The organism is Nitrospira sp. Nam74 (assembly GCF_965152615.1).
On the sequence record NZ_OZ224220.1, the window covers coordinates 2,818,310 to 2,836,358 of the forward strand.

Genomic DNA, 18,049 nt, shown 5'->3' on the forward strand with positions numbered 1-18,049 from the left:
ACAAGTTAACCCAGAAGATCCCTACCCGATTTCAAGGATTGAGATGGACTGTCAAGACAGACAGGTCATGTATGCGACTAGCGAAGCGGAGCCTTTGCTCACCCACCACCGCTTTCGTTCATGGAAGACACCGGTCGGACACCGTTTGCGTTGCTGTCCCTTGGAGTCCAGCCGCCTCCGAGCGCTTTGTACAGTTGAACTACGGAGACGAGCTGAGTCCGGCGTGTCCTCGCCAATGCCAGTTCCGAGTCAAACAATGTCCGCTGCGCGGTGAGGACATCCAGATAGCTCGCGCGGCCGCCTTCATAGCGTAGGTTGGCCAGGGTTAAAGCGGATCGGAGGGATGCGACTTGCGCCTCCTGCGCCGTCCGCTGCTCACGCGATTTTTGGACAGCAATGAGCGCGTCTTCCACTTCCTTGAACGCGGTGATGATCGCTTTCTCGTATTGCGCCGATGCTTGTTTGGCTCTCGCCTCCGCCACGGTGACCTGATAGCCGAGTGCTGTGGCATTGAGCAACGGGCCTGCGAGGGAAGCGCTGGCCAGTTGCGTGAACGCGACGCCGGGGACAAACGAATTGAGCTGCGGATTCGCCACGCCCAACGCTCCGGTCAGCGACAGTTGAGGAAAGCGCGAGGCTTGAGCCACGCCGATGTTCGCGGTCGCCGCCGTTAAATCCTGTTCCGCCTGGAGAATATCCGGACGGCGCTGCAATAAATCGGACGGTAAGCCGGCCGGGGTCTCAGGGGGCATCACCTGCTCCGTCAGCGCCTTGCCTCGTGAGATCTGCGCCGGCTTGCGGCCCAACAGCAGGCTGATCTGGTTTTCTTTCTGCACCACTTGGCGCTCCAGATCCGCCAATTGCGCTGCCGCATTCGCCCGCTCCGCGTCAAATCGGTCGAGATCGAGCTGGGGGATCGCTCCCTGCTGCAATTTGACTCGTGAGATCCTGACTGATTCCTCCCACGACTTAAGGGTTCGGATGGTGATATCGACTTGCAGATCGAGCTGACGCAAGTCGAAATACGCTTCGGCAACATTGCTCACCAGCCCGAGAATGACCGCCCGCTGACCTTCTTCACGCGACAACAGCAGCGCTTTCGATGCCTCGATTGAGCGGCGGATCCTGCCCCAGAGATCAACCTCCCATTTCAGCCCTGCAAACGCGCTCTCATTGGAAAGGGTGGCCCCGCTCGGTGCCGCAGTTTGAGTGGGAAAAAACACCCCTCCTCCTCCTGGAAGCGGAATGCCGACCGCATTCCTGTTCGCGTTGAAGAGGAAGGCTTGCCCGCCATATTGCAGTGACGGCGCCAAATCGAAGCGGGAAATGACAAGTTGCGCTCGAAACTCTTCGACGCTCGCGACGGCAGTTCTCAAATCCTGATTCTCTTCCAGTGCGGTACCAATCAAGCGTTGAAGATCGGGATCCTTGAGCAGGCCCCACCACGGCAGATTGGCAATTGACTCGGCTGCCGCGGGCGCCATGCGCCAGGTATCTCCGCTGGGCGTGTCCGGCCGGGCGTAGTCGGGTCCCATTTTGCACGCGGTGAGAATGAGCCATGCCGTCATCATGACAACGAGTCGTCGCATCAGCGTCCTGCCTCCGGACGTGCATGGGCGGGCAGTACAGGCAAATGCGGCGGAGGATGCGCCATCCCATCTTCGCTGTCCGGTCTAGGCACGTCGGTCCTAGGGCTCGGCGCGGCAGGCCGATGCGACAATCTTTCGACGACGTAAAACGAGACCGGGATGAAAAAAATCGCAATCAGGGATGCCGCGAGCATCCCTCCCAGTACCGTGATGCCGAGCATGATGCGCGAGACCGCACCCGCGCCACTGGACAATACCAGCGGGAGAATCCCAAAAATAAATGCAAAGGCGGTCATCAGAATCGGACGCAAGCGTAAACGCGCACCGGCTAGTGCGGCATCCATAATCGATCGACCCTTTTCAAGCTCGACCTTGGCAAACTCCACGATGAGAATGGCGTTTTTGGCGGCAAGACCGATCAGCATGACTAGACCGATCTGTGTAAAGACATTGTTCTGGAGTCCTAAGAGCCAGAGGGCGCCGAATGCACCGAAGACAGCAATCGGTGTTCCCAGCAGCACACTAAACGGGAGCGACCAACTTTCATACTGCGCGGCAAGGATCAGGAAAACGAACAGTAGTGAGAAGCCGAAGATCACGCTGGCCGGCACGCCTTGCGCTGCAACTTTTTCTTGGAACGACATGCCCATGTAGTCATAGCCCATCTCGCGCGGCATCGTCTCCGCAAATACTTCTTCGAGCGCGTTCATCGCCTGGGCCGAGCTAAAACCGGACGCCACGGAGACGATGAGCTGAGCGGCCCGATATTGGTTATACCGCGTGGTGAACTCCGGACCGTAAATGGTCTCCATTGAGACCAGCGCCGACAGCGGCACCATGTCCCCGTCTCCATTACGGACATAGAATTGACCGACGTTTTCGGCTCGCGTACGAAACTCTCCGTCCGCCTGCACATACACCTGCCACACACGTCCGAATCGATTGAAGTAATTCACCATCACCCCGCCCATGAAAGCTTGCACCGTTTGATACACGTCGCCAAGATTCACGCCCTGCTTCAGTACCTTGTCGCGATCCACCCGAACAAAGACTTGGGGTACGCTCGGGATGAACGTGGTGTTGATGCTTCCGGTTTCAGGACGCTCGCGCGCCGCCGCCATGAAGGCCTTCGTATTCTTTGCAAGAAACTCAACGTCGTTTCCGGCACGATCTTCGAGCACAAAGGTGACGCCCCCCGATGTGCCGACTCCCGGAATGGCCGGCGGCGGAAACACAAATGCTTGGGCCTCCGGTAAGCTCGACAATCGGGCGTTGACATTTTTGAAGATGCCGCGCAATTGTTCTTCAGGGGTCGTGCGTTCTTCCCATGGAGCGAGCGTGACGAAGAAGAAGGCGTTATAGGTCGTGCTTACCGTGCTGAGCAGGCTGAACCCGACGACCGTCGTGGCGTATTGAATGCCTGGTGTTTCTTTCAGAATGGACTCAATTTTTTTGCAGACCTCATCGGTGCGTTGCAGCGAAGCGGCCTCCGGCAACTGCACGTTCAGATATACATAGCCTTGATCCTCGACTGGTAAAAAGCCGGAAGGTAGGCGCCATCCGAGGAAGCCGGCAACGATCGTCAACACGGCGAGCAAAATCATCGACCGACCGGCCTTGCGCATAAGATAACGGCAGAGGCCGACATATCCGTCGGTTGCCCGTCCGAATGAACGATTGAACCATCCGAAGAAAAGGCCGAGCGGGCCTCGGGCGGGCTTCCTGGGACGGAGCAGGAGAGCCGATAACGCCGGACTGAGAGTCAGGGCATTGAATGCTGAGATGATCACCGATACGGCGATGGTTACCGCAAACTGTTGGTAGAGCCGTCCTGTGATGCCGGGAATAAACGCCGTCGGCAGGAAAACGGCCGCTAAAATCAGCGCGATCGCTACAACTGGCCCTGAAACCTCTTCCATCGCCTTCAGGGTTGCGTCCTTGGGAGTCATGCCTTGCTCGATGTGATGCTCGACCGCTTCGACCACGACAATGGCGTCGTCCACGACCAGACCGATTGCGAGGATTAACCCGAATAAGGACAGCGTGTTGATAGAAAATCCGAGCAGCGGAAAGATCATGAACGTACCGACCAGCGACACCGGTACAGCCAGGAGCGGAATTAAAGTTGCGCGCCACCCTTGCAGGAAGATGAAGACGACGATGATCACGAGGATCAGCGCTTCCCAGAGCGTCTTCACAATTTCCTTGAGCCCTTCACGAACGGCAAGCGTCGTATCGAGCGAGACGACATAGTCTAGATCGGCTGGGAAGCGCCCCTTCATCTCCTCCATCAGTTTCTTGGCCGCATTCATGGTATCGATGGCGTTCGACCCCGGAAGCTGATAAATGGCCAGAATGGCGGCCGGTTTGCCATTCATTCGCGCAATATTGTTGTACATCTGCGCGCCAAGCTCGATTCGGGCGACGTCTTTGAGTCGCACGATCGATCCATCGGAATTCGCCCGCACCACAATGTCTGCGAATTGTTGTTGATCGACGAGTCGACCCTGAGCGCGAACGGTGTATGTAAATTCTTGTCCTGGCGGAAGCGGCTCGGCTCCGACCTGTCCTGCCGGGTTCACCGTGTTTTGCTTTTTGATCGCATCGAGGATTTCTGTGACGGTGAGGCCGAGTTTGGCCAGTTGATCCGGACGCAGCCAAAACCGCATGGCATATTGACCCGCTCCAAATATCTGTACTTGTCCGACACCTGGGACCCGTGACATGGGGTCGTTCAGATTGACGTAGGCATAGTTGGCAAGCCAAATGTTGTCGTAGCTCCCGTTCGGTGAGTAGAGAGAAAAGAGGGCCAAGGGGCTTGTCGTCGCTTTCTTGATCGTCACCCCGTAATTGCGTACGTCGGTGGGGAGCTGTGATTCAGCTTGCAAATAGCGCATCTGCGTCAGGATTTGGTCGTCGTTGGGTCGAGTGTTGACGTCGAAGTCTACTCGGAGCGTCATCTGACCATTGCTCGGATTGACCGAATACATGTAGATCATGTTGTCGACCCCGCTCATCTGTTGCTCGATCGGGGTGGCGACAGACTGTTCGAGCGTGACCGCATCGGCGCCGACGTAGGTCGCGCTCAGCATGATTTCCGGCGGGGCGATATTGGGAAACTCAGAGATGGGCAACTGAACCATGGCGATGATTCCGACGATCGTCATGACGATCGAGATAACCATCGCAACGATCGGGCGGTTGATGAAGAACTTTGCCATCAGCCCGCCTTCTTTTCCGGTGCTTGAATCGATTTTGGATTGACGGTCATCCCCGACTTGATCTTCTGGGCTCCCTCGACAACCACCCGTTCGCCCGGTGCAAGGCCCTGATCGATGACCCATTGACCGCCGATCCGTTCCCCGACCTTCACCTGGCGAATCTCCGTCTTGTTGTCCGAAGTCACGACGACGACTTGATAGTCGCCTTGTAGCTCCGTCACGGCACGCTGCGGAACGAGGAGGGCGCCTTGCTTCGTCTGCGTCACCGCTCGAACGCGGCCGAAGAGACCGGGACGGAGAAGATTACCCGGATTGGGAAATACCGCCGCCATGCGAATCGTGCCGGTTTTCACATCGACCTGTCGATCTACCAAGAGAAAATTGCCTTTATGCGGGTAGATCGTGCCATCGCCAAGCACAAGTTCAAGTCTGTCTTCACGCGGTTTGTCGGGATCCTTGTATGCGACCTGCACCTTTTCCGCCGCCCTGAGGTACTCCTGTTCGCTGATAGGAAAGTACACGCGGATCGGATCGATTGTCGAAATCGAGGTGAGCGTTCCGGTGCTTGGACTAACCAAATCTCCAATCTGCGCCTTCGCAATGCCGGTGATACCGTCGATCGGCGCTTCAATCCTCGTGTAGCCGAGATTGAGCTCGGCTTGCTGGACCGAGGCGTTCGCCGAGGCGACCGAGGCTTTCGCAGCCGCATACGCTTGAATCGAATCATCTAATTCTTTTTGGCTGATCGCCTTTGCTTTCGCGAGCGGCGTATCGCGCTTGACGTCCAAGCCGCTTTTCACCAGCTCGGCCTGAGCCCGCCCGAGTTGACCCTTCGCTTCGGCGAGCGACGCTTGAAAGGGGCGCGGATCGATTTCGAAGAGTAGCGTTCCTTTCTTGACAAATGCGCCTTCCATGAAATTCCGTGAGATGAGATAGCCGGTCACCTTGGCTTGGATCGTCGCATTGACCAAGCCATCCGTCGTCCCGATCCACTCGGAATAGATCGGCAGATCTTGCTGCTTCACCTCCGCGACTTCGACTTCAGGAGGAGAAAGCGCGGCGGTGGAGTCGTGTTCCTGCTTGCAGGCCGCGATACCGCCCAGCCCGAACCAGGCAAGACAGATGGCGAAAGTTGTGAGATCTCGGCAAAGCGTGATCATCAATCGAGCAGCACAGATGACCTCGTTGGCGTCTCTTCAGTAACGCAATCTCCCTAGGCGCCGCCACGACGAGGCCTGCACATCACGTCGTGTCGCGTTATGGCTCCTTATACTTGACCCACCGCTCCCCCAAACACTGTCAAAAGTGACAGTGCACGGCGATCGGCGCTTCACGTTCTCGAAAGCCTCCTCAACAGATGTGCGGTGCTATATTGGTCAGGCAGGTTAGTGTAGCGGAGACAGAAATGACTCTACCAAACACAATTAGATGAAGACCTTGGTTAGACCGATTGCCCAGAGCCGCGCCGTTTATACGAGGACGATCTTAAAGGGGAGCGTCACTTGCACCCGGTTGATTAATTCCCTTCAAGTGCCTTGCGTGTCGTTTCAAGGTCGGCGCGCCGCTTTGCGTCGACCTTTGGGAATTCAAGGTTCAGCTCATCGAGGGCATTGACGATAACCGCGGCCACTACCAGCCGTGTGAACCACTTATTGTCGGCCGGGATAACATACCAGGGTGCATGCGGCGTGGCCGTGTGCCGGATCATATCCTCGTAAGCTTCCATATAATCATCCCAGAATTGCCGCTCATGGGCATCGGCCGAGGAAACCTTCCAGTTCTTCTCGGGCTCATCGAGGCGGCTCAAAAAACGTTTTTTCTGTTCCTTCTTCGACACATGCAAGAAAAATTTACGAATAATGAACCCATTTCGCGACAGATACCGCTCTAAGGCATTGATGTCTTCGTATCGCTCCTCCCAGATATCCTTGGTCACGAGTTCGCGGGGAATCTTTTGCTTCTCCAACAGTTCCGGGTGGACACGGACCACCAGTACTTCCTCATAGTACGAGCGGTTAAAGATACCGATCCGACCCCGTTCCGGAAGACATCGCGAAGTCCGCCATAGAAAATCGTGGTCGAGGTCCTCTGCAGAAGGCCCCTTAAAGGAATACACCTGACACCCTTGAGGGTTCACACCCGACATCACATGCCTGATGGCTCCATCCTTGCCTGCTGCATCCATCGCCTGGAAAATCAGCAGCACCCCCCATTGGTCTTGGGCATAAAGCCGTTCCTGCAGATCGCTCAGCATGACAATCCCTTGTTCCAACAGGTGTTTTGCTCTAGGCTTCTCCTCCGAGGTATATCCCGCCGTGTCACCCGGATCAATGTCTTTCAGCCCGAACTTCCTTCCCTTCGTGACGGCGTAAGGTTCGATAAATTTCGCGATCCTCTGCCGCATGTCCTTCTTTACCGGTTCTCCCATGCTGAAGGCACTCCTTTCTCCCACCCACCTTCATTTGTAGGCCGTATGACGTGTCTGCCAATTCGAATTAGTCAGTCACGATCGGTCTGCAAATCTTCGGTGAGTTGAAATTTAAAAGACACTCGGCCTTGTCGCCAAGATGCTTCTCTATCGTTGCAATCATGAGTTCTTCCCCGATCGCGTCGTTCGTTATCGACGAATAAGTCCCTCGCCTTCCGTGAACGCTCGACCGAGGATCTGTTGAGCCTCTTCAACAATCGCATCCAGGTGGGATCGGCTTTCGAAACTTTCTGCATAGAGTTTGTAGATATTCTCGGTTCCGGAGGGTCGCGCAGCAAACCATCCCTTCGCCGTCACGATCTTCAGTCCGCCGATGGGCGCATCACCCGCCCGGGTCAGCCGAGCCACAATCGGATCTCCGGCCAGCGTGTCGGCCGTGACCTGTTCCGGCGATAACTGCGCCAATCGTGTCTTCTGGTCCGCTGTTGCTGGGGCGTCGATCCGGACATAGTACGGGGTCCCGAATTGTGCCGCGAGTTCACGATAGTGTTCCCCCGGATCTTTTCCGCTCCGAGCGGTGATCTCGGCCGCGAGGAGGCCGAGCAGCAGACCATCCTTGTCCGTCGTCCATACCGTTCCATCTTTCCGTAGAAAACTGGCACCGGCGCTCTCCTCGCCTCCAAAGCAACACGAGCCGTCCAACAACCCCGGAGCAAACCACTTAAACCCGACCGGGACTTCTCTGAGCTGGCGATCCAGCGCTCCCACGACTCGATCGATCAAGCTGCTGCTTACAACAGTCTTGCCCACCCGTGCTGATCGTGGCCATTGGGACCGATGCGTGAGAAGGTAACGAATGGCGACGGCAAGGTAATGGTTTGGGTTCATCAATCCCATGGAACGGGTGACAATGCCATGACGGTCCGAGTCGGCATCATTCCCGAACGCGATGTCGAACTGATCTTTGAGCTTCACTAGTCCGGCCATGGCGTAGGGGCTTGAACAATCCATCCGAATCTTGCCGTCGTGATCGACCGTCATGAATCGAAAGGTGGGATCGACCGTGGCGTTGACCACCGTGATGTTGATTCCATAGTGCTCCTTGATGGGTTCCCAATACCGAGCGGCCGCGCCGCCAAGCGGATCGATCCCGATCCGGAAGCCGGCGGTGCGAATGACGTCGAAATCGATGACCGTTGCTAAATCCTTGACGTAAGGAGCGACAAAATCAGTATGATGTGTGGTCGTGGCTTTACTAGCCGATGAGAACGGCAGGCGCTTCACCTCCTTATTGGAGTTGCGGAGGAGGGCGTTCGCCCGGTCTTGAATCCATCCCGTCACGTCCGTATCGGCCGGCCCACCATTGGGCGGGTTATATTTGAACCCTCCATCGGAGGGTGGATTGTGCGAAGGCGTGACCACAATGCCATCTGCATGGTCGGTGCTGCGCCCGCGATTGTGAACGAGGATGGTGCGCGAGATCACCGGAGTGGGCGTGATCCCATCATCACGCTGGATGAACGTTTCAACCGCATTCGCAGACAGAACCTCGAGCGCGGTACGCTCCGCCGGACTCGAAAGAGCATGGGTGTCCTTGCCCATGAAGAGCGGGCCACGAATCCCGTTGGCACGCCGGTAGTCACAGATGGCTTGCGTCATCGCCAGGATGTGGGCCTCAGTGAACGTTCCATCGATAGGAGAGCCACGGTGGCCGCTCGTTCCAAAGCTAACCAATTGGTTGGAATCGCTGACGTCGGGATGACGCTCCGTATACGCCGCTTTGAGTTTGTCGACGTCGATCAATAGAGCGGCTGGCGCCGGTTGTCCCGCGAGCGGATGGGTCCTCATAGGCATCTCTCCTTACAACAGCGACCGTTCAAGTTCACTCACGGTCGCGTGATGGTGTGCCTGCCGCGGTAAGCAAGGCCGGCATCTCGATATTGATGAGCTCACCGATTCGTCCAAGACTGATATCCGCCGGAGGATACATGGCAAGCGTTTGTGGGTCGCAAGCATAATGTCCTTGGCGTGGAAAGACCGTCGTCACTCGCGTACCCCATACCTTCTTGATCGCAGCGAGGATACGCAGCTTGTCATCGACCAAAACGTAATGCCGGGCCGGATACCGTCGTTCGACATCCTCGAGTTCCTGTTCCTTGTGCACATAAATCAACACATTACCATCGACGGCATCAAACAATCCCGAACGTTCTATCTTCAGAGGCTGAAACACCACGTCGCCGTCTGAGAGGACGACCACGCGTCCCCATTGCTTGCAGTATTCAATGACATCAAGCGAGTTGGGAAACAAGCGGTTGGCGAAGGGATAGTTCACAAGAAAATGTGAAACGGTCAGCAGGTGCGGATCCCTCGGATGCTCCTGGCGATAGCGTTGGAGCGCTCCCAGGTAATCGACATAGCCAAGTTCCCGGCGCAACTCCTCGAGGATGGCCCAATAGTGTTCCTGCCGCTTGTGGCCGACCTCCCGTTCCAGATAACGCTTCAGATCCGCCGTCACCCGATCGTTATCGAGCAGCGTATTATCTACATCGAACAGAAACACCACCTCAACATCTCCCATGCGCATTCCTCACTTTGTCAAAACTGTGACGTGCTCCCAGGGACGCACGCAACCTGGGGCGTTCTACCCCGTTTCCACAGACGGTCGAGTTAAGAGTCGTTCACCCTGTGGCTGCTTAACAAGTCTCCGCCGCTGACGCAGATTGTAACACCGCTCGAGGTAGTCAAAGATATCGGCCCGAGGCTGAGCTCGTGTCCGGTACTGCGGGCGGGTTACGCGTTCGTGTTTTTGGCATGCCGAAAAAGCGCTCAACCGCCGCGTTGTCCGGCCAGCTGCCCCGCGCTCATGCTCCCAATCACCCCGTCCTGCCCCATTATGAGCCTTAACAAGGTGTCCGTAAAAGCGGGGCAGAACTCGGGCGATGTGTTTTTGTCAGGAAGACACCAGCCCGCGTTCATCCTATGCCAATACCTGTTTCACCACTTCTTCGAGCCTGGTCAGGCCGCCTGCAATGTCGTGGCCTAAATGGATGCGCAACGCCCGGCGGTTACGTTCGGCCAGTACCTGAAAGTCGCCACGCGCCTGTGCCGCTTTCACGACCCCGAACGTATATTGCTGTTCTGGCACCGGGATGTCCACCACGTCGTCGCACGTTATCTGGAGGAAGACGCCGGTATTCGGCCCGCCCTTGTAAGCTTGGCCGGTTGAGTGGAGAAAGCGAGGGCCGAAGCCGAGACAGGTCGCGACCCGCTTGGCATCCCGTACGGCGTGCCGGATGGCCTGAAGCGTCCGCTCGTGCGCTTTGTTCATCTCGACATAGGCAAGGAGGGCAAAGTAGTCGCCGGCCTGTATGCGGTTGAGATGGCTCTTGAGGTAGGCTGTCAGCGTCGGTTTGTCGCCGGCCTGCTCGCTCAAAACGGATGCGTTATGGTCGTCGGTGAAGAGCTTGATATTGTGCTCTTCGAACATCGGGACCTCCTCCGGTAGCTTGCCGACGTGCTCGTACTCGGTGGTCAGCTTCCGGGTCGCCACTTTGCTCGCCTCCACGTCAGGCTGGTCGAACGGATGGATCCCGATGACCGCTCCCGCCACGGCGGTCGCAAACTCCCACCGGTAAAACTCTTTCCCAATATCATAGAGGTCGCCGACTTCGATGCGGACGACTGGATGTCCGGCCCGCTTCAGCGCGTCGACAGCCTGATCTTGTCGAGGGTCTGGCGCTCCGGTATGCCGCACATAGACGAACAGGCGATCCTCTCTATAGGTCTCCGGACCCGAGAGCGATTCCCGGTCCACGGGAATGATCCCTTTCCCATTTTTGCCGGTCGATTCGGCCACGAGTTGTTCCAACCAGGCGCCAAAAGCGGTGAGTCCTGGCGATGTGACAATCGTCAGTTTGTTCCGTCCCTCATTATGGGCGGTGCCGAGGATGAGACCTAATACAGCACCGGGATTTTCGTCGATCGGGACGGACGGCATGCAGGCATGGACCATCTGTTCCGTGCGATCCAACAACGTGGCCACGTCCACCCCTATAATGGCCGCAGGAATGAGGCCAAAATCAGAGAGGACCGAGTACCGTCCGCCGATACTCGGCACGCCATGGAAAATGTGACGGAACCCATCGCTCTCCGCAACGAGCTGCATCTTCGAGCCCGGATCCGTAATGGCAACAAACCGGCTCCCGGCCGCTTTCTCCCCGGTGAGCTGCGTCATCCGCTCGAAGAAATATTGCTTGAAGATGTTCGGCTCCAACGTCCCGCCGGACTTGCTGGAGACAATTACCACGGCGTTGCGGAGGTCGACCTTCTGCTCGCACGCGTGGACGTGGGCGGGATCCGTGGAATCGAGCACATGAAGGGAACCCGGCAATGTTCCCGAACGTCATCTTCAGGACTTCCGGACCCAGACTCGACCCTCCCATGCCGAGCAGCAGCGCGTGGGACAATCCCTCACGCTTCACCACCTCCGCCACGCGGTTAAACCGTTCCATGTGTGCCAACTGCCCGTTCGTAATACCCAGCCACCCCAACCAGTTCGCCTCATCCGCCCCCGTCCACAAGGAAGCGTCACGCGCCCAAAGCCTACGCACCTTGTTGTTGACGCGCCAGTCCTCGATCGCCATATTAAGGGCCTTGGTGAGCCGGTCTGGCAACCGGTGTGTTTGGTGACGGATTTTGCCGGCTCCGACCGGCCTGTCCCCCTGCTTGATCGCCTGAAGCAGCTTGTCGAAGGATTCAGAGAAGAGTTGGACGCCCTCTACAAGAAGCGTGTCGGTCACCTCTTTCATCGAGACACCGACTTTCTCGAGCGTGGCCATCGTATCGACGGCACTTTCGACGTCCTCGGTTAGGCTGGCACGCGGCCGGCCATGATCGCGAAAGGCGTCGAACGTCGCGGGGGGCATCGTATTGACCGTATCGGCGCCGATCAACTCTTCGACATAGACCACATCGCGATATTGAGGGTTCTTGGTGCTCGTACTGGCCCAGAGAAGTCGTTGCGTCTGAGCTCCCCGATCCGCAAGTCGCTGCCATCGAGGGCCGCTGAAGAGTTCTTGATACCGCCGGTAGGTAAGCTTGGCATTGGCGATGGCGACTTTTCCGTAGAGGCTGCGAAGCAGGGCTTGTTCATGCTCACCTGGGCGAGTTTCCAGCCGAGCGGTGATCTGGCCATCGACCATGGTATCGATGCGGCTGATGAAGAAACTGGCGACGCTGGCCACCTGACCCAACGGCACGCTTCCCCGAGTTGCCAACTGTTCAAGGCCGCGCTGGTAGGCCTCCACGACGCGCTCATAGGCGTCTTGAGAGAAGAGCAGCGTAACGTTCACGTTGATCCCTTCTCCGATGAGATGCTCGATCGCGGGGATCCCTTCCGCCGTGGCAGGGACCTTGATCATCGCGTTGTCGCGTGCCACCGTCTTCCAAAGGCGTCGTCCCTCCTCGACGGTCCCCTTCGTATCGTGCGCAAGCAATGGTGACACTTCCAAGCTGACGTATCCATCGCGCTTCTGTGTCCGGTCATACGTGGGACGTAATAGATCCGCCGCGTCTTGAATGTCCCGCACCGCCAGCCGTTCATAGAGCGACTTGGCATCTGTGGTCTTTGCGTCCGGTGCCTCCAGCACCGTCTTGTAATCGGTGCTGCCCGTGATCGCCTTTTCGAAAATCGATGGGTTGGATGTCACCCCGCGCAATCCGTCTTCCGTAATGAATCGTTGTAACTCGCCGCTCGTCATCAGGTTGCGCCGGATGTAATCCAACCACACCGACTGCCCATACGTTTCGAGGGCTCTCAAGGGGTTCTCCAGCGCCATGACCTTGGCGAGTCGGCGTCGATGCCGGTCGTCGCCGGTGAAGTGTGCGGCCAAAAAAGTCGTCACGATGTCGCGAGCCATCTCGACTCCGATCACGCGTCCACCCAAGACAAGCACATTCATATCATCATGCTCCACCCCCTGGTGGGCCGAATAGGTGTCGTGGCAGACGCCTGCACGAATGCCCTGAACTTTGTTCGCGGCCACTGCGGCTCCTACACCGCTGCCGCAAATCATGATGCCGCGCTCGGCTACCCCACCTTGGACCGCACGGCCGACCGCTTGTGCATAATCGGGATAGTCGACCGGGTCGGCGCTGTGCGTCCCTAGGTCCATCGCGTCATGCTTTAAGTCGTGCAAGAACACTCTGACTGTTTCTTTGAGTTCATATCCCGCATGGTCGGAACCGATGGCGATCCGCATACCTACCTCGCTTTCTTCAACTGCTCTTTCGCCATGGCCAGGACGTGGTCCGTGGTGAAGCCAAATTCCTTTTGCAACACCTTCAAGGGAGCCGAGGCGCCAAAGCTTGTCATACCGATCACCGTGCCTGCGTGGCCTACATAGTGTGCCCACCCAAAAGTCGAGGCTTGTTCAACCGCCACGCGGGCCGTCACAGATGGCGGCAGGACCTGGTCACGATACTCCTGGCTCTGTTCTTCAAACAATTCCCACGACGGCATACTGACGACTCGGACCTTGACACCCTCGAACGCCAGGCGTTCGTACGCCGCGACGCAGAGGGCCACCTCGCTGCCGCTTGAGAGCAGAAGGACTTCTGGTTGTCGATCAGGACTATCAGCCAGAATGTAGGCGCCTCGGGCCAATCCCGATGCCGGGGCATACCGACGGCGGTCCAGGGTTGGCACGTCTTGCCGCGTGAGAATGAGGGCGACCGGCTCGTGGTGGAGTGCCATGATTACCCGCCAAGCCTCCACGACCTCGTTGGCATCGGCAGGTCGAAGTACGATTAACCCTGGAATCGCTCGAAGCGAAGGCAGATGTTCGATGGGCTGATGCGTCGGCCCGTCTTCGCCCACCGCAATCGAATCGTGCGTGAAGATATGGATGACGGGCAATTCCATCAAAGCACTGAGCCGAATGGCGCCTCTGGCATAATCGCTGAAAATAAGAAATCCCGAACCATAGACCCGCACCTTCACCAGTGCCATGCCGTTCAGGATGGCTGCCATGGCATGTTCGCGAATTCCGAAATGCAGATTGCGACCGGGGTGATCGGCCGTATAGTCACCCGCGCCCTCAAACGTCAGGCGCGTCTTGGCAGACGGCCCAAGGTCCGCCGAACCACCCATCAACCATGGCACCTTGTTCGCCACGGCATTCAGCACCTGACCTGAGGACACGCGCGTCGCCAGACCTTTGGTATCGGTCGGAAAGACGGGCAGATCTTTGTCCCAGCCCTCCGGTAATTGCCGATGCTGCATTCGATACAATTGATCGGCCAGCTCTGGATATTTGACCCGGTACTCTTTGATCCTGGCGAACCACGCATCACGCAGTGTCTGTCCGCGAGTTCCAATTCCTTTCCGAAAATGCTCATACACACCGTCGGGAATATGGAATATGGCATCTTCCGGCCAGCCGTAGTTTTTCTTGGTCAGCCGGACTTCCCCCTCGCCGAGGGGTTCGCCATGAGCGGCCGAGGTGTCCTGTTTGTGGGGTGCTCCATAGGCAATATGGCTATCCACAATAATGAGGGTCGGACGATCCATCGTTTTGTGAAAGGTGCGGAACGCTCGCTCGAGCATCTCCAGATCATTCGCATCGCCGACTCGCGTGACATTCCAACCGTACGCGATAAACCGTGTAGCGACGTCCTCGGAAAAGGCCAAGGCGGTATTGCCCTCGATGGTGATGTGATTGTTGTCGTAGATCCAGCATAGGTTGGAGAGGCCCAGGTGTCCCCCCAGCGATGCCGCCTCGTGCGAGATACCCTCCATCATGCATCCATCACCGCATAGAGCATAGACATTGAAATCGATCACATCTTCGAAGCCCGGCCGATTGAAATGCGTCCCCATCCATCGGCCGGCCATGGCCATGCCGACGCTGTTCGCGAGACCCTGCCCCAGCGGTCCAGTCGTTGTCTCCACTCCGGAGATCCATCGATATTCGGGATGCCCTGGACAGCGGCTGCCCAATTGGCGGAATTGCTTGATGGCATCCAGGGGGACCGAGAGATCGCCGAGCGTCTCATAATCCTTGCTGACGGCCTTCACGCCGGTAAGGTGAAGAAGCGAATAGAGCAGCATCGAAGCGTGACCGATCGACAGGACAAAACGGTCGCGGTTGGGCCAGATTGGGTCTTGGGGATCGAAGCGGAGAAATCGTTGCCAGAGGCAGTAGGCCACGGGCGCCAAGGCCATCGGTGTCCCGGGATGGCCGGAGTTGGCCTGTTGGATGGCATCCATGGATAGTGTTCGGATGGTATTAATGCAGAGTTGATCGCGTTGTGCGACGGTCATATCGGCCTCATTACGACACCGGGCATGGCGTGGCTCCCCAAATTTCTCGGGCATATTCGAGGATCGTCCGATCGCTGGAAAATTTGCCGGAGCTCGCCACATTCAGGATGGCTTTAGTCGCCCATGCTCCTCTGTCGGCGTACATTTGCCCCAGCCGTTCATGGGTATCGCGGTACGATCCAAGATCGGCCAGGTGCATGTAGAAGTCTCCCTTAGTCAGGAGAACATCTCGCAAGGGATCGAACACGCCCGGCTCGTTTCGACTGAAGTGATTGGAGTAGAAAATCAGGTCCAATGCTTGTCGCGTTTCCGGTTCGTTCTCGTAATGCCAGTGCGGGTTGTACCAGCCGCGGCTCGATGCGACCTGTTCGGCGGTTAAGCCGAAGAGGAAGAAATTCTCCTCGCCCGCCTCCTGCGCCATTTCGATCGTCGCACCGTCTCGCGTGCCGATGGTAAGCGCGCCGTTCATCATAAATTTCATGTTGCTCGTCCCGCTCGCCTCATACCCCGCCGTCGAAATCTGTTCAGAGACGTCACTGGCCGGAATGAGTTGTTCGGCCTGCGACACACGGTAATCAGGGAGAAACAAGACCTTGAGGCGTCCGCGCATGGCAGGATCCCCATTGACGGTGCCGGCCAGATTGTTGATGAACTTAATGATGAGCTTCGCAAGCGTATAGGCAGGGGCGGCTTTGCCGCCGAAGAAAAAGGTCCGTGGAATAAAATCGAGATTGCGATTCTCGCGCAGGCGATTGTACAGGACCACAATATGCAATGCATTGAGCAGTTGCCGCTTATACTCGTGGATGCGCTTGATGTGACTGTCGAAGATGGTGTCCGGATCCACCACTTGGCCCGTCGTTCTATGGAGCCAGTCGGCGAACCGAGTTTTGGCTTCGCGCTTGGCTATATAGAATGCTTCTTGAAAGCTCTTGTCTTGGGCCAGTGGCTTGAGCGCCGCCAACTGGCTCAAGTCGGTGATCCAGCGATCTCCGATGGCATCAGTAATCACACGGGCCAATGCAGGATTACAGGTCAGCAGCCATCGCCGCGGCGTGACGCCGTTGGTCTTGTTGTTGAAGCGTTTCGGAAACATCTCGGCCAGATCCTTCACCGTCATCGTCCTCAGCAACTCGGAATGAAGTGCGGCGACGCCGTTTGTGCTGTGAGAGCCGACAATGGCAAGATTGGCCATGCGAACCTTTTGCGGTGCACCTTCCTCGATGAGCGCGACACGCTCTACACGTGACTCGTCTCCCTGAAACTGCGTCCGAACCGAGTCGACAAAGCGCCGGTTGATCTCGCGGATGATGTCCGCCAGCCGCGGTACCGTATCGTCGAACCATCTCAGCGGCCATTTCTCCAACGCCTCAGGCAACAACGTATGGTTCGTATACGCCAGTGAGCGTTGTGTCAGATCCCAAGCTTGATCCCAGCCGAGGTGAGCATCATCGAGCAGGATTCGCATGAGTTCGGGAACGGCCATGGCCGGATGGGTATCGTTGAGTTGAATCGCCACTTTCTCCGGCAAGGTGCTCCAATCGCTGTTCAAGTCGCGGAAGCGACGAATGAGATCAGCAAGCGAGCAGGCAACAAGGAAATATTCCTGCAGGAACCGCAAGCCCTGACCGCGAAACGTGGAATCGTCCGGATACAGCACGCGGGTGAATGATTCGGCGGCGAGCGTGCCGGCCAAGGCGGCTGTGAAGTCACCCCTGCTGAACCGCTGATAATCGAAGTAATTCGGGACGGCCGCAGCCCAGAGCCGGAGAGTATTAATAGTCTTGCCGCCATACCCGATGACTGGACGATCGAAGGGAATGCCGATGATGCTGGACGGCCGGCCGGGAAGCAGACGGACATCCCCCTCGCGCAGCTCGAACGAACAATTCAATTTTACTTCCACGGCTTTCTCCAGCCGGACCACTTCCCAGGGATCAGGACGCCGCAACCAATTGTCGGGCCCTTCGCATTGCCAGCCGTCCTTGATCGTTTGCTTGAAGATGCCGTATTCGTATCGCAGGCCATAGCCCATGCCGGGAATCTCTAAGGTCGCCATTGAATCGATGAAGCAGGCGGCCAGCCGACCAAGCCCGCCATTCCCCAAGCCGGCATCGGGCTCCGCCTCGACGAGCGTGGCTAAGTCGATGCCCTTCATCTTCATCGCCTCCAGCGCGATCGGCCCCAGGAGCGCATTTGTGAGGTTATTGATCAGCGACCGCCCGAGGAGGAACTCCATCGAAAGATAGTAGACACGCTTCGGCTGCTTCTGCGTGTATGTTTTTTCGGTTTGAAGCCAGCGTTGTGAAATGATGTCGCGGACAGACCGTGCTGCGGCCTCGAATTGCTCGCGTGGGCTCGCCTGCTTCGGGTCAATGACGTCGTCGAAGATCAGGTGCCGTTCGTAGAGGGCGTCATCCGTGCCGGTGAATTGTATAGGCCCACATCCGTATTGCTGCCGAAGTTCGCTCATTAGCTCTCGCAT

General features: G+C 57.4%; 8 protein-coding genes and 1 pseudogene. All 9 read right to left on the bottom strand.

Annotated elements, in window-relative coordinates; translation table 11 throughout:
- Positions 1-98 precede the first annotated feature (98 nt).
- The 9 genes and pseudogenes from ACWHYZ_RS13185 to ACWHYZ_RS13225 all read right to left on the bottom strand — a co-directional run bounded on the left by ACWHYZ_RS13185 (position 99) and on the right by ACWHYZ_RS13225 (position 18,049).
- Positions 99-1,589, bottom strand: a complete 1,491-nt coding sequence (locus ACWHYZ_RS13185; RefSeq protein ID WP_447983153.1) for an efflux transporter outer membrane subunit — start codon at positions 1,587-1,589, stop codon at positions 99-101.
- Positions 1,589-4,810 carry an efflux RND transporter permease subunit gene (locus tag ACWHYZ_RS13190; RefSeq protein WP_447983154.1) on the bottom strand — a complete coding sequence of 1,074 codons (3,222 nt, stop codon included), beginning with the start codon at positions 4,808-4,810 and terminating at the stop codon, positions 1,589-1,591. The genes ACWHYZ_RS13185 and ACWHYZ_RS13190 overlap by 1 nt, the downstream gene beginning before the upstream one ends.
- Positions 4,810-5,970, bottom strand: a complete 1,161-nt coding sequence (locus tag ACWHYZ_RS13195; protein WP_447983155.1) for an efflux RND transporter periplasmic adaptor subunit — start codon at positions 5,968-5,970, stop codon at positions 4,810-4,812. Before ACWHYZ_RS13195 ends, ACWHYZ_RS13190 begins: the two co-directional genes overlap by 1 nt.
- A 356-nt stretch (positions 5,971-6,326) precedes the next feature.
- Positions 6,327-7,238, bottom strand: coding sequence for a polyphosphate kinase 2 family protein (locus ACWHYZ_RS13200; RefSeq protein ID WP_447983156.1), 912 nt, complete (start codon positions 7,236-7,238; stop codon positions 6,327-6,329).
- A 189-nt stretch (positions 7,239-7,427) separates the two neighbouring features.
- The gene (gene pgm / locus ACWHYZ_RS13205) at positions 7,428-9,086 is read right to left on the bottom strand and encodes a phosphoglucomutase (alpha-D-glucose-1,6-bisphosphate-dependent) (protein ID WP_447983157.1); all 1,659 of its coding nucleotides are present in this window, start codon (positions 9,084-9,086) and stop codon (positions 7,428-7,430) included.
- A 34-nt stretch (positions 9,087-9,120) separates the two neighbouring features.
- Positions 9,121-9,819, bottom strand: coding sequence for an HAD family hydrolase (locus ACWHYZ_RS13210; protein ID WP_447983158.1), 699 nt, complete (start codon positions 9,817-9,819; stop codon positions 9,121-9,123).
- A gap of 399 nt (positions 9,820-10,218) precedes the next feature.
- A pseudogene (locus ACWHYZ_RS13215) lies at positions 10,219-13,501 on the bottom strand (bifunctional transaldolase/phosoglucose isomerase).
- A 2-nt stretch (positions 13,502-13,503) separates the two neighbouring features.
- On the bottom strand, positions 13,504-15,564 hold the full coding sequence (gene tkt / locus ACWHYZ_RS13220) for a transketolase (RefSeq protein ID WP_447983159.1): 2,061 nt from the start codon (positions 15,562-15,564) through the stop codon (positions 13,504-13,506).
- Between the two features lie 10 nt (positions 15,565-15,574).
- Positions 15,575-18,049, bottom strand: coding sequence for a glycogen/starch/alpha-glucan phosphorylase (locus ACWHYZ_RS13225; RefSeq protein WP_447983160.1), 2,475 nt, complete (start codon positions 18,047-18,049; stop codon positions 15,575-15,577).